This window comes from Serinibacter salmoneus (assembly GCF_002563925.1).
GTDB lineage: Bacteria > Actinomycetota > Actinomycetes > Actinomycetales > Beutenbergiaceae > Serinibacter > Serinibacter salmoneus.
In genome coordinates, this window is the sequence record NZ_PDJD01000001.1 from 1,388,574 (window position 1) to 1,409,218 (window position 20,645).

Here is a 20,645-nt window from a genome sequence, read left to right on the forward strand (position 1 = left end):
AGGGGTGCCCTCACCCGCCCAACCCTCGCGAACCCTCAGCCTGCTCCTCGCCGTCGCCGGCGGCCTGCTGTGCGACGCGGCCTTCCCGCAACGCGGGCTGTGGCCGCTGGCCATCGCGGCGGTCGCCCTGCTCCTGCTCGCCCTGCGGCGAGACCACGCCGGGTGGGGGTTCCTGGTCGGCACCGTGTGGGGCCTGTCCTTCTTCCTCGTCCACATCTGGTGGGCGAACGACTCCGTCGGCGTGATCCCCTGGGTGGCGCTGTCGGCCGCGCAGGCCCTGGCCGTGGGTGCCACGGCAGCGTGCTGGGTGTGGGTGCGTCGCCTGCCCGCGCTGCGTGAGCATCCCTGGTGGTCGGTGCTCGCGTTCGCCACGGTCTTCTCCGCCTGGGAGGTGGCGCGGTCCGCGGCGCCGTTCGGCGGTTTCCCGTGGGGACGCCTCGCCTACGCCCAGAGCACGGGACCGCTGTTGCGTCTGGCGAGCCTCGGGGGAGTGGTGCTCGTGACCTTCGTGGTGGCGGCCCTGGGGGCCGCCCTCGCCCTGGGAGTCGTGGCGCTGCGGCGCGGTGGGGTGCTGCGCGCCTCCCTGGCCGCCATCGTCGTCGTCGCGGTGCCGGCCCTCGCGGTGCTCGTGCCGCTGGATGCCTCCGCCCAAGCCGGCACCACGCGGGTGGGCTTCGTGCAGGGCAACGTCGCCAACCCGGGCCTGGGCGCATTCGCGAACGCCCGGGAGGTGGTCGAGAACCACACGGCCGGCACGCTGGCGCTGGCGCAGGAGTACCCCGGCGAACTCGACGTGGTGCTGTGGCCCGAGAACGCCTCGGACTACAACCCCCGCGAGGACGCCGAGGCGGGTGCGCTCGTGGCGGAAGCGGCCGAGGCCATCGGGGCGCCCATCCTGCTCGGCACCCAGTCCTACCTGCGCGACGAGGAGGGCTACGCCGTCGAGCGCTACAACGACTACGTGCTGTGGGAACCGGGCCAGGGGGCCGTGGACGTCTACGCCAAGCAGCGCCCCGCACCCTTCGCGGAGTACATCCCGATGCGGGACATCGCCCGGCGCTTCTCCAGTGCCGTGGACCTCGTCACCGTCGACATGGCCCCCGGGACGCAGGTCGCCGTGCTCGACGTCACCTACCCCGATGACCGGGTCGTGCCCTGGGGGATCGGGATCTGCTTCGAGGTGGCCTACGACGACGTGCTGCGCGAGGCGGTGCTCGCCGGTGCGCAGGTGCTGGTGGTGCCCACGAACAACGCCTCCTTCGGATACACCGCCGAGTCGGAGCAGCAACTCGCGATGACCGCCTTCCGCGCCGTGGAACTGGGCCGCGCCGCCGTGCAGGTCTCCACCGTGGGGGTCTCCGGGGTGGTCTCGCCCAACGGCGTGGTCACGCAGGAGACAGAGCTGTTCACCGCGGCGCAGGGCGTCGCGGAGCTGCCGCTGCGCACGGGTATCACCCTGGCCGCGCGGATCGGGCCCTGGCCCGCCTACGTGGTCCTGGCCGCCACGGCGCTGCTGCTGGTGGCTGCGGCCACGCACGGCGCGGTCACCCGCACCCGCTCGCCTCGCCGTAGGGTGGCGGCGTGAGCAGTGTGCGCGTCCTGGTGATCATTCCCACCTACAACGAGCGGGCGGCGCTGCCCGGCACGCTGGTGCGGACCCGGGCCGCGGTTCCGCATGCCGACGTGCTGGTCGTGGACGACGCCTCCCCGGACGGCACCGGGGAGTGGGCGCAGGAGCAGGCGGCGCGCGACGGCGCCGTCCACGTGCTGCACCGCACCGGAAAGGAGGGGCTGGGGCGGGCCTACATCGCGGGCTTCGGGTGGGCGCTGGAGCGTGGGTACGACCTCGTGGTGGAGATGGATGCCGATGCCTCCCACCAGCCGGAGCAACTGCCGGACCTCCTGGACGCCGTGGACGAGGACGTCGCCCTGGTGATCGGCTCACGCTGGGTGCCGGGCGGCGGCATCGTGGACTGGCCCGCCTACCGACAGGCCATCTCCCGCGCCGGCACCACCTATGCACGCCTGGCGCTGGGTCTGCCGGTGCACGACGCCACGGCGGGCTTCCGGGTCTATCCCGCGGCCACGCTGCGCGCCCTGCCACTGGCCGAGATCACCTCGCAGGGCTACTGCTTCCAGGTGGACATGACCAACCGGGTGCACCTGGCCGGGGGGCGGATCGTGGAGGTCCCGATCACCTTCGTGGAGCGCAGCGAGGGTGTGTCGAAGATGAGCCGAGACATCGTGCTCGAGGCGTTCGTGAACGTCACCCGCTGGGGAGCAGAACGCCTCTGGCGCCGAGTGCGGCGCCAGAGGCGTTCGGGTGCGCGGCTGTAGGGCCGCGAGGGATCAGGCGCTCTTGCGAAGGCGGCCCGAGCGCAGCAGGTCCAGACGCTCGTTGAGCAGCACCTCGAGGTCCTCGATGGAGCGGCGCTCCAGCAGCATGTCCCAGTGGGTGCGCTGCGGCTTGGAGGGCTTGTCCTCGGGACGCTCGGCGTCACGCAGCAGTGCCTCACCACCGCCCGGGGCCTCCCACACCGGCGGGATGTCGGCGTCGGCGGAGAACGGGATCACGATGACGCGGCCGTCCGGACAGTCGTAGACGGCCTCCACGCGCGGCGCGAACTCCACGCCGACCTCGGTCTCCATGCTGTTGGCGCCGATTCTCATTCCGCGCAGGCTTCGCTCTGCCATAGCCGTATCCCTTCGTGATGCGTGAGTCGGTGCCGCCGCGGTGGGGGGTGCGACACCTGGTTGTTCTGCACAGTCCAACGTCACCGAACGCGGCATTGTTCCCGTGATCGGGTTGCCCGCGTGAAGGTCGCGTGAAGATGAGCCGGTTCGTGATGGGATAGGGACGTGCTGCTGAGCCCGTCCGTCCCCGTGATCGTTGTCCCTGTGAGTGAGCCTACCGTGGCGGCCGCCCGGGAGTCCTCTCGTGCCGCGGTGCGGGCCGGGGCCGAGGTGATCGAGTGGCGGCTGGACGCCCTCGCGGTGGACGACCTCGCCGATGCGGGTGCCGCGATCGGGGGCCTGGCCCGGGAGGTGGGCGTGGAGATCCTGGCCACCTACCGCTCGATCGCCGAGGGCGGCGCCGGGCCGCTGGGCGATGACGCCTACCGGGACCTGCTGCTGGCGCTGCTCGAGCACCCCCGCGGGCTGGCCGCGGTCGACGTCGAACTGTCCCGGCCGGAGGAGGACGTCGCCGCGATCGTCGCGGCCGCCCGATGCGCCGAGGTCCCTACCGTGGGCTCCAGTCACGACTTCACCGGGTTTCCGGACGATGTCGTCACGCGATTCGCCGAGCTGGCGCGCCGCGGCCACGACGTGCTGAAGGTGGCCGTGACGGCCGGGGACGACCTCGAGGTGATCCGGCTGTTGGAGGCCGCGGTCACGGCGCGTCACACGCTGGGACGCGCGGTCGTGCCGATCGCGATGGGGGAGCGGGGGGTGCTGACCCGGGTCGGGGGTGCCCTGTGGGGCGCTCCCTTCACCTTTGCTCGGCACGGGGCGGGCTCGGCGCCGGGACAGCCGACCGTCTCCGAGGTGGCGGCTGCCCTCGCGCTTCTCGGCGGGACCTCGTGAACGTGACGCATCGCCCCGCCGTGGTGCTCTGCGGGCCCATGGGATCGGGGAAGACCTCCGTGGGCCGGCGCCTCGCGGCGAGCCTCGGCGTGGCGCTGCGCGATACCGATGAGGACGTCGTGGCCGCGGCGGGTCGCACGATCCCGGAGATCTTCGCGGCCGAGGGCGAGGCGGGCTTCCGGGAGCTGGAGCACCGGGCCGTGGTCGCGGCGCTGCAGGACCACACCGGGGTGCTCTCGCTGGGTGGCGGCGCTGTGGTGCACGCTGGCACGCGGCGTGCCCTGGCGCAGTACCGCAGGGGCGGCGGTGTGGTGATCTACCTCGAGGTCAGCCAGCGCGACGCCATGCGCCGCATCGGCGCGGATCAGAACCGGCCGCTCCTGGCAGGAACGGAGTCACCGGCGCGTCGCTGGGCGCGGATCATGACGGAACGCCGAGGCCTCTACCAGGAGGTCGCCACCCACGAGGTGTCCACGCACCATCGTTCGCCGGCCCGGGTGGCCGCAGTGATCCTGGACACGCTCGGCTGAGTTCTCAGGCGTCCTCGAGGCGCCGCCGGCGTTGTTCACCCAGCACGTACGCCACGGGTCCGGCGATGGGAAGGGCGAAGATCCCGAAGAACCACGCAAGGCCGACGATGCTGCGGTCGGTGGAGCGCAGCCACACCGCGAGGGCCGTGCACAGCGTGCCGATCGCGAGAACAAGGAAGACCGTCCAGGCGAGGTCGTATGCGCTCATCGCTGCCCAGGCTACACGCCACGCCCCGTGACACCGGGCGCCGATAAGGTACATTATGTCATTACACGAACGGCTCTCGCCCCCGTTGCGCACCGGCGGTAGGTTCCGTGCATGGACGTCATCCTCATCCCGGGCTTCTGGCTCACCGGCGACTCCTGGGCCCCGATCACCGACGCGCTGAGTGCCGAGGGGCATCGCGTACATCCGGTGACGCTCCCCGGTCTCGGGCCGGACGACATCAGCGAGACCCGCGCGCGGATCGGCCTGGCCGATCATGTCGCCGCCGTGGTCGCTCTCGTGGACGAGTTGCCCGACGGCGTGGTGCTGGTCGGTCACTCCGGCGGCGGCGCCGTCGCGCACGCCGTGGTGGATGCGGTCGTCGGTGCTCGCCCCCACGCCGTCGCCCATGTGGTCTACGTGGACTCCGCGCCGCTCGCTGACGGCGGGTGCATCAATGCCGACCTCCCGGCCGCGCAGGGCGAGATCCCGCTCCCGGACTGGTCGGTCTTCGACGAGGAATCCCTGCGCGACATGAGCCCGGTGATCCGCGCCGCCTTCGCACGCGTCGCGATCCCCACACCCGCCGCGGTCGCCTCGGATCCCCAGCGCCTGAACGATGCCGCCCGCTTCACCGTGCCGATCACGCTGATCTGCTGCGAGATGGACGTAGCCACGATGCGCGGGATCGCCGAGGACCCCGAGCACCCGTGGCACTCCTACCTGGCGGAGACGGCACGCGTCCAGGACGTCACCTGGGTGGACCTGCCGACCGGCCACTGGCCGCAGTTCACGCGTCCCGGTGACCTCGCGCAGACCCTCCTGACCGCCCTGCGTGAGTTGACATAATCGTGCCGGTGTCCCGGTACGCCCTCTTCCTGCGCGGCGTGAACGTCGGTGGCGTCACGGTCACCTCGGCCGCGTTGCGGGAGTGCCTGGCGGGTGCGGGCTTCACGGACGTGCGGACGGTCCTGGCCAGCGGCAACGCCATGGTGACCACTACGCGGGTGGATCGTGGCGCGGTGCGTGCGCGCGCGGAAGGCGCCATCGAGGCGGCCTTCGGGCGAGCGATCGGAGTGGTGGCACTCCCCCAGGCCGAGGTTGCCGCGTTGGTGGCCGCGTGCCCGTACGAGGCGGACAGCCAGAGCCATCACGCCTACGTCGTGCTGGTGCCGGACGCGGCCGCGTTGAAGGGCCTGCGGGCCGCGGTCCCCTCCCCCGGCGGGTACCGGGACGAGGACTGGTGCGCGGCTCCCGCCCCGCTTCCGGCGATCTACTGGTGGTACCCGCGCCCCCGGGACGGTGAGCGTTCGATGCAGACCCCCGTAGCGAGCGCGATCGAGGCGGCGGCGCGGGGCGCTATGACCACGACGCGCAATGTCCGCACGATGCGGCGGCTGATGAGCGGTTGAACCGACCGGACTGACTAGCCGGCGGCCTGTGCTCGCTTGGCAGCGCGGCGGCGCGCGAGCTCGTCCTTGGGGTCCGGTCGCGCCATCAGCGCATCGGGCTGCGGCTCGGTGGACTCCACCGGGAACTCCGCGATGGTGGACTCGACCTCGCGCCAGACTCGGCCCACGGCGATACCGAACACGCCCTGGCCGCCCTGCACCAGGTCGAAGACCTCGTCGGCGCTGGAGCACTCGTACACGCTGGCTCCGTCGCTCATCAAGGTGATCTGCGCGAGGTCCTCCACGCCGCGTTCGCGCAGGTGCTCCACTGCCTGACGGATCTGCTGGAGCGAGACGCCGGTGTCGAGCAGTCGCTTGACCACCTTGAGCACCAGCACGTCGCGGAAGGAGTACAGCCGCTGGGTGCCGGAGCCGGTGGCGGGCCGAACCGAGGGCTCCACCAGCCCGGTGCGGGCCCAGTAGTCGAGCTGTCGGTAGGTGATGCCCGCGGCGCGGCACGCGGTGTGGCCGCGATAGCCGGTGTGCGCGTCGAGGTCCGGCAGGCGGTCCCCGAACAGCGCGCCCTGCGTGATCTGGTGGCTCGTGGACGCTGCCCCTGCCTCGGTGCTGGACACGCGACTCTCCTCTCGGCCACCGGTGGTGACGCTCATACTACTGCCGTCTGCCTCGCTCACCTGCCAACCTAGGGAAGCGTGCGGGGCCGGTCAACGCCCATCGGCGCGACACGCCGAGCCACGATCGACCAAGTCTCAAGTTTGACCTGAAGGTGACTCTTTCATGAGTCCCGCTCGTCGAAGTCGTCAGCCTCGACACCATCGAGGAAGCGTCGGAAGCGGGCGAGCTCATCCTCCCCTGCGCCGTCCTCCAGGGGTCCTGGCGCGTCGCCGGTCACGATCACGGACTCGCTGGCGAGGATCTCCTCGGCGCACAGGATCGGTACCTGAGCCCTCAGCGCGAGGGCCACCGCATCGGAGGTACGGGCGTCGACCCGTGTGCCGTCCCCGAACACGATCTCCGCGAAGTAGATCCCGTCACGAACCGCGACCATCTCGACCTGCGTCAGGGTGGTCCCCGTGGCGGCCAGCATGGCGAGGGCGAGGTCGTGCGTCTGCGGCCGTGGTGGCCTGACCCCCGCCTGGGCCGTCGCGATGGCGGCACCCTCGCGTGGCCCGATCATGATCGCGAGCATCCGGTGCCCCTCCTCCTCCTCGAGCAGCAGTACCACCTCGCCGTCGGGCACATGGACCCGCACTCCTCGGACCGAGACGCGTCGCACGCGAATCCTCCCCGCCTTCTAGACGATCCTGTCGACCCCCGCCGCGACGAGCGCCCCGTGGAGCCGGCTGAGCAGGCCGGAGAGGTCGTTGGCCTCCTGGATCGCCTTCTCCCTCGCGCGGGAGTCCTGCGGCGCATTGGGTCGTCCACGCAGGGGCGCGGTCAGCTGCGCGATGACGTCCACCTGGCGGTCCGCCGCGCTGCGCATCAGGCGCAGGTGCCGCAGGTCGAGTCCGCGGCGCCGCAGGTCGCTGGCGGCCTGCACCACCGGCAGGCAGGTGGCCTGATAGCGACCGGCAGCGTCCGCCACGATCAGTCCCGCGGCGTCGAGGTCGTCCAATTCCTCACGCGTCAGGTCCGCGAGGCGCACCAACTCCTCCGCGCTCAACCGGGCACCGCCGCCGCTGGGGATCCTCGGCTCCGCGAGGGCGTCCTCGTCGAGGCCGGCGTCCAGCGCGGCCAACTTGTCCCGGATCACACGCAGCGGAAGGAAGGAATCGCGCTGCGCCGCCAGGGCGTAGCGCAACCGTTCCACATCGGCGTCGGAGAACACCCGGTAACCCGCAGGGGTGCGGTGCGGGTGCACCAGGCCCTGCTCCTCCAGGAAGCGCAACTTGGAATGGGACACGGCGGGGAACTCCCGCTTGAGCACCGTCAGGACTGCGCCGATGTTCATGGTCGGCTTCGTCGAGACACCGCGTGGCCACGGCTCCTGAGCGAGTGCGCGCAGGCCGGCGGACTCGCCCGCGGCGTCCCCGGACGAGTCCGCAGCGGCGCCCACGCGGCGGCGCGGCGCTCCGCTCGTCATGGGGCCGCAGTCCCGTGCGGGCTCGGGTGGAAGGTCAGCCGGTACTTGCCGATCTGGACCTCGTCGCCGGAACGCAGCCGCACGGCGTCGATCCGCACGCGATTGACGTAGGTGCCGTTCAGGGAACCGATGTCACGCACCTCGAAGCCGTCCGGTACCCGACGGAACTCAGCGTGCCGACGGGAGACCGTCACATCGTCCAAGAAAATGTCGGCACGGGTATCGCGGCCTGCCATGGTGGCGTCCGCGTCCAGCAGGAAGCGCGCGCCTGTCGTCGGGCCGTGCTGCACCACCAGGAGCGCGCTCCCCGCCGGGAGCGCCTCGATCGCGGCGGCAGCCTGGCCGCTCGCACCCGGTGCCCCGGGGATCTCGACGTCGGTGATCGCCTCGAAGTGGGCAGTGGTGCTGACGGCCGACTCCGGCAGGTCAGTCGATGTCTCGTCGTTGGCGCCCATGGCCGACCCTTCCCTCGCTCAACGTGCTCGCGGTTCGCGCTGTCGCACTCCGCTGGCACCAGCCTATCCGGTTCCAGCGTCCTCTTCCGGCGCCGGGGTCGCGAACACCGGGTCGGAGAGCTCCACCACGGAGGTGATGACCAGGGCATCGGCCCGCGTCACCTGCGTTCGGGCGTCGTAGGAGCGCAGGGTGGCCAGCGCGCCACCGGGGATCCCCAGCGCCACGTCGAGGGTCTGCCCGTCCCCGATCGCCTTGACCGTGACGGGTGAGGAGATCTCCACATCATCCAGCAGCACCCCGCCCACGGCGTCGTCGAACCAGCTCGCGGCGCCCACACGCACCCCGTTCACCTCGATGGCCTCCGCACCCGCGATGCGCAGTTCCTCGATCAGGTTGACCCAACCCGAGGCCGGGACACCGTCGGCGCCAAGGATCGCGATCTCGATGCCCGGTCCGGACACCGGGATGGTGCCCGCGAGGATTCCCTGGACCTCGGCGTTGCGGCGTGCGACCTCCCAGGCGTTCGCGCCGGAGACCAGGTCCGCGCGGTCCAGCACCAGTTGCGCCTGCTCGGCCTCGAGGGTGTCATTGCGCTGGGTGATCTCGTCGAGCAGACGCACCAGCTCGTCCTGACGCAGCGCAGCCAGGTCGTCACCGGCCACCTGCCGCACCTGGAGCACGAGAGCGAACCCCAGGCCCGCGACCAGCAGCGCCACCAGCAGGTGGGAGCGGCGCGTCCAGCTCGGTCGCGGGGCGCGATGGGAGTGGTGGGCGTGCGGGGCGTCCGGTGTAGTGCTCATGCCTTGAGGATTGCGCGTCGGATCGAGGCGGCGTTGGAGAAGATGCGGATACCCAGCACCACCAGCACCGCGGTGGACAGTTGCGAACCGACGCCGAGCTGGTCACCGAGGAACACCAGCAGCGCCGCGACCACCACGTTGGACAGGAACGAGGAGATGAAGACCCGGTCGTTGAACATGCCCTCCAGTTGCGCGCGCACGCCGCCGAAGAGCGCATCCAGCGCGGCGACCACGGCGATCGGCAGATAGGGCTGCAGCACGGCGGGGACGTCCGGGGAGACCAGGAGCCCCAGCACGATCCCGACGATCAGACCGATGACCGCGATCAATTGACATCTCCTGTGGTTGCGGGGACCTGACTCGTCCCGACGTCGTCCGGGTTCCCGAGCGGATCGGCGTAGCGAGGCTGGATCACCCGGGAGGCATCCAGGGTGACACTGTCCGTGAGATCGGTGGTCACCTGGATCCGGTACCGGTCGGAGAGCACCTCGAGGTGGGCGCCGGCGGTCGAACGATCCAAGGCGTTGACCATCCGCTCGGAGTGACCGATCGCCACGATCTCGTAGGGCGAGGTGACCGGCACCAGATCCACCAGCACGGCCGAGCCCGCGGATCGGATCGCGCCGAGACCGGAGATCCTGGTGCCGTTGACCGCGATCGCCTCCGCGCCGGCCGCCCACAGGGCGTTGACCACTACCTGCAGGTCGATCGCCTGCACCCGCTCGGAGGGGTACTCCGCGGGAGCCTCCAGCGCGCGTGCCGAGTCGCTCAGTCGCACCGTGAGCGCCGGACCGGTCACCGCCGTCACCGCCGAGGCGACCCCGAGCGCGTCGAACTGCTCCGCGAGCTCCGGATCGGATGCGGCCAGCTGCGTGGTGGACAGGTCCCGGATCTCCGCGGCGAGAGCGGCATTGCGCTCCTCGAGTGCGTCGGTGCTCGCACGCCGCTGCGCGATCTGCTCGGTGAGCAACTCGGTGGCTCGGGTGGAGCCGTCCGGGGTCCGCAGCGTCGTCGCCGCGATCGTCAGGCCCAGACCGAGCGCGGCCGCCAGCAGGAAGGTCCCCACGCGGCCCCACCCGGACTCCACCCGTGCGCCGGATGCCGCGCGCCGCTCACGCCGTGCACGCGCATCCGCGTAAGCCGGGTCCAGCGGTGAGTCCTGCAACTCCCGCAGCAGGGTCATCGAGGCGTCCGGGCGCCGCGTCGATGCCTCGTGCGAACGTGCGGGGGTCACCGTCCCAGACTATCCAGCCGCGCGAGGACACGGGCTCACTCGCGGGTCACGCTCCGGTCTCATTCGAGGTGGAGATCCCGTGCGCCGTGATCGTGGCGCCGTCGGGAACGGCGTGGGGAAGGTCGTCCTCGGCGCGCAGCACACCCTCGCCGACCACGCGGGCCGGCGCGGTGAAGTGCCAGTCCCCCTCGACCGTGAGCGAGGACGCCTCCACCAGTGAGGGCACCTGCTTCACCCGGGCCTGGAAGTCCCCGATCAGCTTGTACGTGCCGTCCAGGGAGATCAGCGGCGCGGCGGTGCGTGCGAGCAGGTGCTTCTCCTCGGTGAGCTCGTACACGTCCGAACGCAGCAGGAACAGGTCGTTGGTGGTCTTCACCGGCAGGAATCGCTTGCGCTCCACCTCGATGACCCGGGCTCCGGGGAACACGTTCACCGCGGCGCCCATCGCCGTCTCCAACTGGTACACCGCCGTGGAGGTCTTGTCGCTCGGGTCCACCGTCTTGACGTTGCGGATGAGCGGCAGCGGCATCACGCCGTCGTGCTCGGCCAGCAGGTCCTTCAGCGCCACCAGGTCGATCCAGAGGTTGTTGGCGTGGAAGAAGGGGTGCACGTGCCGGTCGTTGGCGACATCAAGCTCCTCCGGGTAGGTCTGGGCCGTCTCCCGCTGGATGATCTGGCCGTCGCTGCGGCGCACCACGAGCTGCCCACCCTTGACGTCGGCGTCCGACTTCGCCACCAGCTCGGCGGCGTACGGGGCACCGGAGGCGGCGAACCAGGCAGCGATCGCCCCGTCCGGAACAGCACCCAGGTTGTCTGCGTTGGAGATAGTCGCATACCGGTACCCGGCACCGAGCAGGGTGTCCAGCGCGCCGGAGGTCTGCAGCGCCGTGTAGATGTCCCCGTGCCCGGGCGGGCACCACTCGAGGTCAGGCTCCGCGGGCCAGGAGACCGGCTCGAGGGTCTCGGCGTCGAGCTTGGGCTCCTTGTTCTGCAGGAAGTCCAGCGGCAGGCCGTCCACCGGGAGGTCGGGGTAGGCAGCGAGCAGGTCGAGCGACTCCGCCTGGGTGCGGAAGGAGTTCATCAGGAGCAGGGGGAGGTTCACGCCGTACCGCTCCCGGGCGGCGAGGACCTGCTGGGCGATGAGGTCGAGGAAGGTGGCGCCGTCGCGCACCGGCAGCAGCGACTTGGGGCCCTCCAGCCCCATCGAGGTGCCCAGTCCCCCGTTGAGCTTGATCACCACTGTGGCGGCCAGGGTCTCGGCGATCTGCTCCTCGCTCACCTCCAGGTCGGCCTGGCGGTCGATCCCGGTCAGCGGGGCCACCTCGGACTCGCGGATCAGGCCGGTCTTCCCGGCCTCCAGTTCGCCGTAGAGGCGGGCGAAGGTGGCGATCGCGAGGTCGGGGACGCCCGCCTCGGTCATCTTGGTCACGGCGAGGTCGAGTCCACGGGCGCTCATGCTCCCAGCCTAGCCAGGCAGCGCCTACCGTGTGGGGGTGAGCACTGTGAACATCTGGACCGACGGCGCGTGCAAGGGCAACCCCGGACCGGGCGGGTGGGGCGCACTGCTGGTCTCCGGCGGCAGCGAGAAGGAGCTGTGGGGCGGGGAGTCCGCAACCACCAACAACCGGATGGAGCTCACGGCCGTGATCGAGGCACTCGGCGCCCTCAAGCGCCGGTGCGAGGTGACCCTGCACGTGGACTCCACCTACGTGATGCAGGGCATGACGAGCTGGTTGGCCGGGTGGAAACGCAACGGGTGGCGCACCGCATCGAAGCAGCCGGTGAAGAACGCCGACCTGTGGCGTGCACTGGACGAGCAGGTGCAGCGGCACGAGGTGCGGTGGGTATGGGTGAAGGGGCACGCCGGGGACGCCGGCAACGAGCGCGCCGACGCTCTGGCGAACCGGGGCGTGGCGGAGCTCGGCTAGTCCGTCACTCCCCCCTCGCCGCCGCGGCGGCGAGGGCCGCGGCCGGGAGCGCCGCCAGGATGCGCTCCACATCCGCATCGGTGTGCGCGGCGGAGAGGAACCAGGCCTCGTAGATGCTCGGCGGCAGCAGCACACCCGCCTCGACCATCGCGGCGAAGAACGGGGCGAACCGCCAGGTCTCCTGGTCCTGGGCGTCGGCGTAGGTGCGTACCGGCGCGTCCCGGAAGGCGAGGGAGAACAGGCTGCCGGCCTCGCTGATCGTCACGGGAAGCCCGACGGCGCCGAACGCCTCGGCCAGCCCCGCGCGGACCGCGGCGCTCACCTCGTCCACGCGGGTGTAGACCGCCTCGTCGGCCAGCCGCAGGGTCGCGGTTCCGGCGGCCACCGCGAGCGGGTTCCCCGACAGGGTGCCCGCCTGGTAGACCGGTCCGAGCGGCGCCAGCAGATCCATGACCTCGGCTCGGCCCGCGAGCGCGGCCAGCGGCATCCCGCCGCCGATGACCTTGCCGAAGGTGAACAGGTCGGGCGCCCAGGCGTCCTCGCTCGCCTCCAGGCCCCACCAGCCGGCCGGTGAGACGCGGAAGCCGGTGAGCACCTCGTCCACGATCAGCAGCGCGCCGTGCTTCGCGGTGAGGGCGCGCAGGGCGGCGTTGAAGCCGGGGTCCGGGCGCAGGATGCCGGCGTTGGCTCCGGCGGACTCGGTGATGACGGCGGCGATCCTGCCGGGATGGGCGGCGAAGGCCGCACGCACGGCGTCGGGGTCGTTGTAGGGCAGCACGATGGTCTGGGCGGCGATCGCCTCGGGGATGCCCGCGGACCCGGGCAGCCCGAGGGTGGCGACGCCGGAGCCCGCCTCCGCGAGCAACGAGTCGGAGTGCCCGTGGTAGTGCCCGGCGAACTTGATCACCAGGTCGCGCCCGGTGGCGCCGCGGGCGAGTCGGATCGCCGTCATGGTGGCCTCGGTGCCGGTGGAGACGAAGCGGACCCGCTCGATCGGGGCGAGGGACTCGAGCGTCATCCGGTCCCGCACCAGTTCCGCGAGGTCGCTCTCGCCCACGGTGGGGGCGCCGAAGCTGAGGCCGCGTGCCGCGGCGGCCTGCACCGCGGTCACGACCTGGGGGTGGGCGTGCCCGAGCAGCGCGGGCCCCCAGGTGCCGACGAGGTCGACGTACTCGGTCCCCTCCACGTCCCACACGCGCGACCCGGCGGCGCGGGCGAGCACGCGGGGGGTCAGACCGACCGCGCCGTAGGCGCGCACCGGGGAGTCCACCCCGCCGGGCAGGACGGCGCGTGCCCGTCTCATCGCTGCGTCGTTGGTGAGTGTGGTGTCGTTCGTGAGTGCGGCGTCGTTCGTCCGTGCGCTGCTCATCGGCTGCTCTCCTTCCGCGCTACCTCGAGCGCCCAGTAGGTCAGGACGGCCTGCGCCCCCGCGCGGCGGATCGCCACGAGGGACTCGGCGATGGCGGCGTCCCGGTCGATCCAGCCGCGCTGCGCCGCGGCCTCGATCATCGCGTACTCGCCGCTGACCTGGTACGCCCACAGCGGCACGTCCACCCGCGGTGCGATCCGCGCGATCAGGTCGAGCTGGCTGCCGGCGGGCTTGACCATGACCACATCGGCGCCCTCGGCGACGTCGAGCGCCACCTCGCGCACGCCGTCGCGCGCGTTGCGCGGGTCCATCTGATAGGTGCGGCGATCGCCCACGAGCTGGGAGTCGACCGCCTCGCGGAAGGGCCCGTAGAAGGCGGAGGCGGACTTGGCGGAGTAGGCCAGCAGGGCGGTGTCGGTGTGACCGGCGGCGTCGAGCGCGGCGCGCACGTGCGCCACTTGGCCGTCCATCATCCCCGAAAGGCCCAGGAGCGCCGAGCCCGCCTCGGCCTGCGCCAGCGCCATCGCCGCATAGCGCTCCAGGGTGGCGTCGTTGTCCACGCCTCCCGCGCCGTCCAGCACCCCGCAGTGGCCGTGGTCGGTGAACTCGTCCAGGCACAGGTCGGTCTGGACCACCAGGGCCTCACCCACCTCGCGCACGGCGAGGGTGGTGGCCCGGTTGAGGATCCCGGACGGGTCGTCGGCGCCGGAGCCGGTGGCGTCCCGGGTGGCCGGGACGCCGAACAGCATGATGCCGCCGACGCCCGCCGCCGCTGCGGCGTGGAGCTCGCGGGCCAGGGAGTCCAGGTCGTGCTGCCTCACGCCAGGCATCGAGGCGATCTCCCGGGTGCCCTCGCCCTCCCGGACGAACAGGGGCAGCACGAGGTTGCGGGGGTGCAGCCGGGTCTCGGCCACCATCTCCCGCATGGCCGCGCTGCTGCGCAGCCGGCGCGGGCGGATTCTCGGGGCGTGGGTCATCTCTCGTCTCCGGTGGGGGTCGATCTGAACACGGTGTCGATCACGGCCTCGGGGGTGGGGGCGACGGCGGCGAGGCTGATCCCCGCCTCGCGCGCGGCGTGCGCGGTGCGCTCCCCGATCGCGACGGCGAGGGCCGTGGTGGGTGTGGTGGTGAGGGTGGCGGCCAGGGCGGTCACGACACTGGGCGAGGTGAGGACGACGGCGTCGATCCGGCCGGTCGCCAGGGCCTCGGCGACGTGCGGAGTGGGAGGCTGCGGCGTCACGCGGTAGGCGACGACGTCGCGCACCTCCCAGCCGAGGTCGCGCAGCCCGTTGGGCAGGGTGGCGGCGGCGAGGCTGGAGAGCGGCAGGACGGCGAGCGCGGGTGCCTGGCGGGCCAATGCCGCCAGGAGGCCGACCGCGTCGTGCCGCTCCGGGACCAGGTCGGCCTCGCGACCGAGCACCTCCCGGGCGGCCTGCGCCGTCGCCGGGCCGACGGCGGCCACGCGCACCGGCGCGGGCACCTCCCGCGCCACGGCGTGCACCGCCGCCACGGCGCGGGCGCTGGTCAGCACCAGCCACGGCCGCTCCCCCGCGCGCCCGGTCAACTCGGCGATCACCTGGCGCAGCGCGGGCGTCTCGCCCTCCTCGACCCGCAGCAGGTCCGCCTCCACGGCCTCACCCCCGCGCTCGCGCACCCGCTGCGCCCACGGACCGTGGGGCACGAGGACCCGCGGCCGCCGGACCGGCTCGGCGCTCGCCGCCGTCACGGCGTCCCGTGCAGCGGGGCGAGGTCCGCGGCCCCCTGGTCCAGGAGGTCCGCGACGATGCCGCGGGCCACCTCGTGCACCTCCGCGTCCTGCAGGGCGTCGGGATGCAGCCGGCCGCGGGACTCCACGACGCCCGAGCCGTCCAGGGCGTAGACCCGCGCCAGCACCTCGCGCTCACCGGTCGCGGCGTCGGCCTCCAGCACGCTGACCCCCAGGGGCGCCGCGCAGCCGGCCTCGAGCAGCCGCAGCACGGCCCGCTCCACGCTCGCCGCCTGTCGCGTCGCCGGGTCGTCGAGGGTGGCGACCACGCGGTGGGCCTCGCTGTGGGTGCGCGTCTCCACCGCGAGCGCGCCCTGGGCGGGTGCGGTGGGCCACTCGCGCAGGTCCAGGTGCTCCACCGCGTCCCCGGTGCGCCCCAGGCGGGCCAGGCCCGCGCCGGCCAGCACCACGCCGTCGAGCCGTTCGCTCGGCGAACGCGGGGCGAGCACCCGGCCGATCCGGGTGTCGATGTTCCCTCGGATGTCCACTACCTCGAGGTCACCCCGGCGCCGCAGCAGCTGCGCGCGGCGGCGGGGCGAACCCGTGCCGATGCGGGCCCCGGCGGGCAACTGCGCCAGGGGGGCGCCGGCCACCAGGAGGTCACGCGGGTCCTCCCGGGTGGGGAACGCCGCGATGCTCAGTCCGGGGCAGGGGGCGGTCGGCAGGTCCTTCGCGGAGTGCACCGCCACGTCGATCTGCCCGGCCAGCAGCGCCTCGCGCAGTGCGGTGACGAACACGCCGGTGCCGCCCAGGGAGGCCAGGCTCGCCGTTGTGGTGTCGCCCTGGGAGGTGATCGGGACGATCTCCACCGCGTGCGGCCACCCGGGCATCCGGGCGCAGAACGCCTCGGTCTGCGCCCGGGCCAGCGCGCTGCGGCGGGTCCCGACCCGCAGCGGTCGCCCGGTGTCCCTTGTCTCGGTGTCCTCGGTCACGGTGCCAGGCCCGCGGCGGCGGGCTTGAACCCGAGCCGTACGTTCTCACAGCACCCGGGGCGGCACACGTCGTACCAGGGGCCGAGGTCCGTCAGCGCGGGTCGCTGCTCGGGAGGTGTGCCCTGCAGCCGTTCGACGACGAGGTCCACCAGGCCGGTGACGTAGCCCGGGTCGATGCCCGGGGTGGGGGTGCGCAGCACCCGCATGCCGCGCTCCTGCGCCGCCTCGACCGCCTCGGTGTCCAGGTCCCACATCACCTCCATGTGGTCGCTGACGAAGCCGAGCGGCACGATCACCACGGCGTCGACCTCGCCCTCGGGCAGGCCCTCGATCACCTCGACGATGTCCGGTTCCAGCCAGGGCTGGCTCGGCGGGCCGGAGCGGGACTGGTACACCAGCCGCCACGGCACCTCGCCCACGGTGGGCTCGAGTTGCGCCATGACGTAGGAGGCGACGGCGAGGTGCTGGGCCTCGTAGGCGCCGCCCTCCCCCAGGCCCAGTTCGGCCGGTCCGGAGCGCTGGGCGTCCGCGGTCGGCACGCTGTGGGTGGAGAACAGCACCTGCACCCGGTCGGCGGGCACGCCCGCGCCGTCCTCGCCGTCGACCGCGAGCGTGGCCAGGGCGTCGCGCACGCCGTCGACGAACACGGTGACGAAGCCGGGGTGGTCGAAGAACGGCCGCACCTTGTCGATGGTGGTGGTGCCGGCGAGCCCCGACTCCACGAGACTGCGGGCGAAGTCCTCCCGGTACTGCCGGCAGGAGGAGTAACTGGAGTAGGCCGAGGTGGCGATCGCGATCAGGCGATGGTGCCCGGCGGCGTCCGCCTCCTTCAGGGCGTCGGGGAGGTAGGGGTCCCAGTTCCGGTTGCCCCAGTAGACCGGCAGGTCGATGCCCCGGCGGGCGAGTTCGGCCTCCAGGGCCGCCTTGAGCTGCCGGTTGTGGGCGTTGATCGGGCTCACGCCGCCGAAGTGACGGTAGTGGTGCGCCACCTCCTCCAGCCGCTCGTCGGGGATGCCCCGGCCCCGGGTGACGTTGCGCAGGAACGGGATCACGTCGTCCTGCCCCTCCGGGCCGCCGAACCCGGCCAGCAGGATCCCGTCGTAGGCGACCGGCTCCGTGACGTGCTCGGGCCCCGCGGCGGCGGCCGGACTCGCGAACGGGACGGTCTGTGACGTGGGCTCGGTGGGCTGGGTGGAGCTCTCGCTCATGAGACGACCTCCGCGATCTCGTCGAGGCCGATCAGACGGCCGGTGTAGAAGGGGACTTCCTCGCGCACGTGCAGGCGCGCCCGGGTGGCGCGCAGGTGCCGCATCAGGTCCACGAGCTCGGTGAGCTCGGCGGCCTCCAGGGCCAGGATCCACTCGTAGTCCCCCAGGGCGAAGGAGGCGACGGTGTTGGTCTGCACGCTGCGGTACTCGCTGCCCTTGCGACCGTGTTCGGCCAGCATGGCGCGCCGCTCCTCCTCCGGCAGCACGTACCAGTCGTAGCTGCGCACGAACGGGTAGACGGTGACCCACTCCTTGGGAGGTAGGCCGCGCAGGTAGGCGGGTTCGTGGTTGCGGGCGAACTCCGCGTCCCGGTGCACCCCGAGGGCGTTCCAGACCGGCCGCATGGACGCCAGGGGTTGCGCGCGGCGCAGGCGGCGCAGGGCGGCCTGCAGGTCCTGCGGGTCGGGCCCGATGAGCCACACCATGAGATCGGCATCGGCGCGCAGCCCGGAGACGTCGTAGAGGCCGCGCAGGGTCACCGTGTCCGGCAGGTCGGCGACCGCCTCGTGCAGGTCGCCGACCTCGTGGCTGCCCGCGCGGGCGAACGTGGCCCAGAGCGTGTAGTACGGGCGGGCTGGTGTCTCGGTGTGCACTGTCATCGTTCCTCGCTCTGCATCGGGTTCTCAGGTCCGGGAAGCCGGATCTCATCGCTCAGGTGTGCGGCGACCTCGCGGGCATGCGACACGATCGCGGCGAGACCGGTGCGGCCGCTCGCCTCCCCGATCGTGGGAATCCCGGGTATCGCGGACTCGAGGGCGGTGCCCTCGACCGCGATGGTGCGCACCCAGGTGCGTCGGGCGACGTCGAGGATCTCGATCCCGCCGTCGGGCACACCCGTGATGGCGGCGAGGTCCGCGGCCGGGGTGGCCTGCGCGGGCGCCTCGTCGTAAGACAGGCGCACCAGGTGCACGCCGTCACCGGCACCACTGCTCCACTTGGCGCTCGTGTGCGTGAGTGCGCGGGCGGTGATGCCCGGTGTGTCGCGCGCGACCAGGGCTCCGGTGCCGCGAGGCGCCGCATCCAGTGCCGGGCAGCGCACGGCGAGGGCGACCACGGCGATCCGGCGCGTGGTCCGGGATGGCGCGACCAGGTCCGCGGCCGCGAGCACGACACGACCGGAGAGGTGCTCACCGCCGGCCAGCTCCACGCCGTCGGGCCGCACCGTGGTGACCTCCGCGCCGGTGCGGATGAGGCCCCCGGCCGCCGTGAGTCGTGACTGCAGCGCGGTCACGAGGGTGGACATCCCGCCCGTCACGCGGGCCACCTGGCTGCCGGCGGGTGAGGCAGCCCGCACCCGCTGCGCCGCCGCGGCGAGCGAGGCACCGGAGGTGAGTTCGCGGGCCAGGGCGGGGCTCGCCGTCGCCACGGGAAGGTTCTCGGCCGAGCTGGAGAACACCCCGCGCACCACGGGGTCCACGAGGCGTTCCAGGACACGGCGACCCATGCGTCGGCGGACCACCTCGCCGAGCGTGCCCTCCCCGCCGGCCCGGATCGGCAGGACACGGTCCGCCCAGGCGCGCAGCGCGGCCGGCGTCCCGATGGCGTGGCGCACCTCCGGCGCCAGCGGGTGCGTGGGGATGCCGAGCACACCGGCGGCGGGGAGCGGGTAGGCGCCGTGCGGGCCGACCACCCAGGCCGGGCCGGTGGCCGGGGTCTCCACGTCGAGACCGAGGTCCGCGGCGAGGCCGGCGAGCACGCCGCCGCGGGTGGCGAAGGCCTCCGCCCCGAGGTCGATCGCGTGGCCGGCCAGGGTGGCGCCCTCGACCTGACCGCCGAGCCGCTCGGCGCGCTCCAGCACCGTGACCTCCCGGCCCGCCGCCGCGACGTCGGCGGCCAGGGTGAGCCCGGCGATCCCGCCGCCCACCACGATCACCGGGTCGGTCACCCTCGCACCTCAGTGGCGTGGACCAACTCCACGATCCGCGTCAACACGTCCGGGTCGGTACTCGGCGGGACGCCGTGGCCGAGGTTGACCACGTGCCCGGGGGCCGCGGCCCCGCGGCGCAGCACGTCGTGCACGTGGTCGGCGACCGCGGGCCAGTCCGCCCCGAGCACGGCCGGGTCGATGTTGCCCTGGAGCGGCACGCGGGGTGCGCGCTCGTGTGCCAGGTCCAGCGGCGTGCGCCAGTCCACCCCGATCACGTCGGCACCGAGGTCCGGCAGCAGGTCGTAGACCCCGGCGGTGCCCAGCCCGAAGTGCACCCGTGGCACGGCGAGGCCGTCCAGGGCGGCGATGGTGCGCGCGGTGTGCGGCGCGGCGTGCCGGCGCCAGGTCTCGCGATCGAGCGAGCCGGCCCAGGAGTCGAAGACCTGCGCGGCGCTGGCACCCGACTCGACCTGGGCACGCAGGAAGGCGCCCGAGACGCGGGCGCACCAGCGGGCCAGGGCGTCCCAGGTCTGGGGGTCGGCGCGCATCATGGTGCGGGCGCGGAGCTGATCCTTGGAGGGACCGCCCTCCACCAGGTAGGAGGCGAGGGTGAAGGGGGCACCGGCGAACGCGATAAGGGGGGTGGTCCCCAGCGCGGCGACCGTGAGCGCCACGGCGCGTCGGATGACGTCCAGCGCCTGCGGATCGAGGTCCGGGAGGGCGTGCACATCGGCCCGGGTGCGCACCGGGTGGGCGAAGACCGGACCACGACCCGGCACGATCTCGACCTCGACCCCGGCGAGCAGTGCCGGGATGACGATGTCGCTGAAGAGGATGGCGGCATCGACCCCGTGTCGCCGGACCGGCTGCAGCGTGATCTCCGTCACGAGCTCGGGCTCGAGGCAAGCCTGCAGCATCGGGATGTCGGCGCGCAGCGCCCGGTACTCCGGCAGCGAACGGCCCGCCTGCCGCATGAACCAGACGGGGCGAGCGGTGACGTACTCGCCACGGTAGGAGCGCAGCAGGGCCGAGTCCCGGGTCTGTCCGGTCTCGAGCGGGTGGTTCTCGGGGAGGGGCACGGCGTCATTGTGGCACCTGGTCCGCCCCCGTGAGCACGAGGTGACGGGACGTCGTGACAGTGCGTCATATCCCTCTGACCTGCGAAAACGCTCAGGTGAGCCTAACTGGCGAGGGGCGGGTGCGTTGCCTAC

At 72.7% G+C, this 20,645-nt stretch carries 25 protein-coding genes; 7 read left to right on the forward strand and 18 right to left on the reverse strand.

Features of this window, described 5'->3' with window-relative positions; translation table 11 throughout:
* The first annotated feature begins 4 nt into the window (after nt 1-4).
* Together lnt and ATL40_RS06085 are read left to right on the forward strand one after the other, a co-directional pair.
* Complete coding sequence (gene lnt / locus ATL40_RS06080; RefSeq protein ID WP_098468757.1) at nt 5-1,585, forward strand: apolipoprotein N-acyltransferase; 1,581 nt, start codon at nt 5-7, stop codon at nt 1,583-1,585.
* A gap of 5 nt (nt 1,586-1,590) precedes the next feature.
* Nucleotides 1,591-2,337, forward strand: coding sequence for a polyprenol monophosphomannose synthase (locus ATL40_RS06085; RefSeq protein WP_098470325.1), 747 nt, complete (start codon nt 1,591-1,593; stop codon nt 2,335-2,337).
* A 12-nt stretch (nt 2,338-2,349) separates the two neighbouring features.
* Here the strand turns inward: ATL40_RS06085 and ATL40_RS06090 are convergent, their stop codons facing one another.
* Complete coding sequence (locus tag ATL40_RS06090; RefSeq protein WP_098468758.1) at nt 2,350-2,694, reverse strand: RNA polymerase-binding protein RbpA; 345 nt, start codon at nt 2,692-2,694, stop codon at nt 2,350-2,352.
* A 204-nt stretch (nt 2,695-2,898) separates the two neighbouring features.
* On the opposite strand from ATL40_RS06090, the gene ATL40_RS06095 reads away from it, so the two are divergent.
* Both ATL40_RS06095 and ATL40_RS06100 read left to right on the forward strand, forming a co-directional pair.
* The gene (locus ATL40_RS06095; RefSeq protein WP_169925891.1) at nt 2,899-3,585 is read left to right on the forward strand and encodes a type I 3-dehydroquinate dehydratase; all 687 of its coding nucleotides are present in this window, start codon (nt 2,899-2,901) and stop codon (nt 3,583-3,585) included.
* Complete coding sequence (locus tag ATL40_RS06100) at nt 3,582-4,115, forward strand: shikimate kinase (protein WP_245866816.1); 534 nt, start codon at nt 3,582-3,584, stop codon at nt 4,113-4,115. Before ATL40_RS06095 ends, ATL40_RS06100 begins: the two co-directional genes overlap by 4 nt.
* 4 nt (nt 4,116-4,119) lie before the next feature.
* Here the strand turns inward: ATL40_RS06100 and ATL40_RS06105 are convergent, their stop codons facing one another.
* A complete protein-coding gene (locus tag ATL40_RS06105; protein ID WP_098468760.1) occupies nt 4,120-4,323 on the reverse strand; it encodes a hypothetical protein in 204 nt (67 codons plus the stop codon).
* A gap of 111 nt (nt 4,324-4,434) precedes the next feature.
* Here ATL40_RS06105 and ATL40_RS06110 point away from each other — a divergent pair, with 111 nt between their 5' ends.
* Together ATL40_RS06110 and ATL40_RS06115 are read left to right on the forward strand one after the other, a co-directional pair.
* Entirely contained in the window at nt 4,435-5,169 is a 735-nt protein-coding gene (locus ATL40_RS06110) for an alpha/beta fold hydrolase (protein WP_098468761.1), read from the forward strand.
* An 8-nt stretch (nt 5,170-5,177) separates the two neighbouring features.
* Nucleotides 5,178-5,732, forward strand: coding sequence for a DUF1697 domain-containing protein (locus ATL40_RS06115; protein WP_169925892.1), 555 nt, complete (start codon nt 5,178-5,180; stop codon nt 5,730-5,732).
* A 14-nt stretch (nt 5,733-5,746) separates the two neighbouring features.
* Here the strand turns inward: ATL40_RS06115 and ATL40_RS06120 are convergent, their stop codons facing one another.
* From ATL40_RS06120 to ATL40_RS06155, 8 genes are all read right to left on the reverse strand, one after another.
* Nucleotides 5,747-6,346, reverse strand: a complete 600-nt coding sequence (locus ATL40_RS06120) for a MerR family transcriptional regulator (protein ID WP_281254884.1) — start codon at nt 6,344-6,346, stop codon at nt 5,747-5,749.
* Nucleotides 6,347-6,507: 161 nt separating this feature from the next.
* On the reverse strand, nt 6,508-7,008 hold the full coding sequence (locus ATL40_RS06125) for a bifunctional nuclease family protein (RefSeq protein ID WP_098468764.1): 501 nt from the start codon (nt 7,006-7,008) through the stop codon (nt 6,508-6,510).
* Between the two features lie 18 nt (nt 7,009-7,026).
* The gene (ftsR, locus tag ATL40_RS06130) at nt 7,027-7,815 is read right to left on the reverse strand and encodes a transcriptional regulator FtsR (protein WP_098468765.1); all 789 of its coding nucleotides are present in this window, start codon (nt 7,813-7,815) and stop codon (nt 7,027-7,029) included.
* Complete coding sequence (locus ATL40_RS06135; protein ID WP_098468766.1) at nt 7,812-8,270, reverse strand: FHA domain-containing protein; 459 nt, start codon at nt 8,268-8,270, stop codon at nt 7,812-7,814. Before ATL40_RS06135 ends, ftsR begins: the two co-directional genes overlap by 4 nt.
* 63 nt (nt 8,271-8,333) lie before the next feature.
* Nucleotides 8,334-9,071 carry a DUF881 domain-containing protein gene (locus ATL40_RS06140; protein WP_098468767.1) on the reverse strand — a complete coding sequence of 246 codons (738 nt, stop codon included), beginning with the start codon at nt 9,069-9,071 and terminating at the stop codon, nt 8,334-8,336.
* Complete coding sequence (locus ATL40_RS06145) at nt 9,068-9,400, reverse strand: small basic family protein (protein ID WP_098468768.1); 333 nt, start codon at nt 9,398-9,400, stop codon at nt 9,068-9,070. The genes ATL40_RS06140 and ATL40_RS06145 overlap by 4 nt, the downstream gene beginning before the upstream one ends.
* A complete protein-coding gene (locus ATL40_RS06150; RefSeq protein ID WP_143556877.1) occupies nt 9,397-10,305 on the reverse strand; it encodes a DUF881 domain-containing protein in 909 nt (302 codons plus the stop codon). The genes ATL40_RS06145 and ATL40_RS06150 overlap by 4 nt, the downstream gene beginning before the upstream one ends.
* A gap of 46 nt (nt 10,306-10,351) precedes the next feature.
* Nucleotides 10,352-11,761, reverse strand: coding sequence for a UTP--glucose-1-phosphate uridylyltransferase (locus ATL40_RS06155; RefSeq protein ID WP_098468770.1), 1,410 nt, complete (start codon nt 11,759-11,761; stop codon nt 10,352-10,354).
* 37 nt (nt 11,762-11,798) lie between these two features.
* Between ATL40_RS06155 and rnhA the strand changes: the two genes are divergently transcribed.
* Nucleotides 11,799-12,233 carry a ribonuclease HI gene (gene rnhA, locus ATL40_RS06160; RefSeq protein WP_245866819.1) on the forward strand — a complete coding sequence of 145 codons (435 nt, stop codon included), beginning with the start codon at nt 11,799-11,801 and terminating at the stop codon, nt 12,231-12,233.
* A 4-nt stretch (nt 12,234-12,237) separates the two neighbouring features.
* Here the strand turns inward: rnhA and hemL are convergent, their stop codons facing one another.
* The 8 genes from hemL to hemE are packed head-to-tail and all read right to left on the reverse strand — an operon-like array spanning nt 12,238 to nt 20,513.
* The gene (gene hemL, locus ATL40_RS06165; RefSeq protein WP_169925893.1) at nt 12,238-13,602 is read right to left on the reverse strand and encodes a glutamate-1-semialdehyde 2,1-aminomutase; all 1,365 of its coding nucleotides are present in this window, start codon (nt 13,600-13,602) and stop codon (nt 12,238-12,240) included.
* On the reverse strand, nt 13,599-14,579 hold the full coding sequence (hemB, locus tag ATL40_RS06170; protein WP_098468771.1) for a porphobilinogen synthase: 981 nt from the start codon (nt 14,577-14,579) through the stop codon (nt 13,599-13,601). The genes hemL and hemB overlap by 4 nt, the downstream gene beginning before the upstream one ends.
* On the reverse strand, nt 14,576-15,328 hold the full coding sequence (locus tag ATL40_RS06175) for a uroporphyrinogen-III synthase (protein ID WP_098468772.1): 753 nt from the start codon (nt 15,326-15,328) through the stop codon (nt 14,576-14,578). Before ATL40_RS06175 ends, hemB begins: the two co-directional genes overlap by 4 nt.
* Entirely contained in the window at nt 15,325-16,299 is a 975-nt protein-coding gene (hemC, locus tag ATL40_RS06180; protein ID WP_098468773.1) for a hydroxymethylbilane synthase, read from the reverse strand. Before hemC ends, ATL40_RS06175 begins: the two co-directional genes overlap by 4 nt.
* Nucleotides 16,296-17,507: a ferrochelatase gene (locus tag ATL40_RS06185; RefSeq protein ID WP_098468774.1), complete on the reverse strand. Its 1,212-nt coding sequence runs from the start codon at nt 17,505-17,507 to the stop codon at nt 16,296-16,298. Before ATL40_RS06185 ends, hemC begins: the two co-directional genes overlap by 4 nt.
* The gene (gene hemQ / locus ATL40_RS06190) at nt 17,504-18,166 is read right to left on the reverse strand and encodes a hydrogen peroxide-dependent heme synthase (RefSeq protein WP_098468775.1); all 663 of its coding nucleotides are present in this window, start codon (nt 18,164-18,166) and stop codon (nt 17,504-17,506) included. The genes ATL40_RS06185 and hemQ overlap by 4 nt, the downstream gene beginning before the upstream one ends.
* Complete coding sequence (locus ATL40_RS06195; RefSeq protein WP_098468776.1) at nt 18,163-19,452, reverse strand: protoporphyrinogen/coproporphyrinogen oxidase; 1,290 nt, start codon at nt 19,450-19,452, stop codon at nt 18,163-18,165. Before ATL40_RS06195 ends, hemQ begins: the two co-directional genes overlap by 4 nt.
* Complete coding sequence (gene hemE / locus ATL40_RS06200; RefSeq protein WP_098468777.1) at nt 19,449-20,513, reverse strand: uroporphyrinogen decarboxylase; 1,065 nt, start codon at nt 20,511-20,513, stop codon at nt 19,449-19,451. The genes ATL40_RS06195 and hemE overlap by 4 nt, the downstream gene beginning before the upstream one ends.
* Nucleotides 20,514-20,645 lie beyond the last annotated feature (132 nt).

Bases quoted from the DNA above. Each gene is read 5' to 3' on its own strand.
- ATL40_RS06090 (WP_098468758.1), bottom strand. From the start codon at position 2,694: ATGGCAGAGCGAAGCCTGCGCGGAATGAGAATCGGCGCCAACAGCATG.
- ftsR (WP_098468765.1), bottom strand. From the start codon at position 7,815: ATGACGAGCGGAGCGCCGCGCCGCCGCGTGGGCGCCGCTGCGGACTCG.
- ATL40_RS06140 (WP_098468767.1), bottom strand. From the start codon at position 9,071: ATGAGCACTACACCGGACGCCCCGCACGCCCACCACTCCCATCGCGCC.
- hemB (WP_098468771.1), bottom strand. From the start codon at position 14,579: ATGACCCACGCCCCGAGAATCCGCCCGCGCCGGCTGCGCAGCAGCGCG.
- ATL40_RS06110 (WP_098468761.1), top strand. From the start codon at position 4,435: ATGGACGTCATCCTCATCCCGGGCTTCTGGCTCACCGGCGACTCCTGG.
- ATL40_RS06155 (WP_098468770.1), bottom strand. From the start codon at position 11,761: ATGAGCGCCCGTGGACTCGACCTCGCCGTGACCAAGATGACCGAGGCG.
- ATL40_RS06105 (WP_098468760.1), bottom strand. From the start codon at position 4,323: ATGAGCGCATACGACCTCGCCTGGACGGTCTTCCTTGTTCTCGCGATC.
- ATL40_RS06185 (WP_098468774.1), bottom strand. From the start codon at position 17,507: ATGAGCGAGAGCTCCACCCAGCCCACCGAGCCCACGTCACAGACCGTC.
- ATL40_RS06135 (WP_098468766.1), bottom strand. From the start codon at position 8,270: ATGGGCGCCAACGACGAGACATCGACTGACCTGCCGGAGTCGGCCGTC.
- hemQ (WP_098468775.1), bottom strand. From the start codon at position 18,166: ATGACAGTGCACACCGAGACACCAGCCCGCCCGTACTACACGCTCTGG.
- hemL (WP_169925893.1), bottom strand. From the start codon at position 13,602: ATGAGCAGCGCACGGACGAACGACGCCGCACTCACGAACGACACCACA.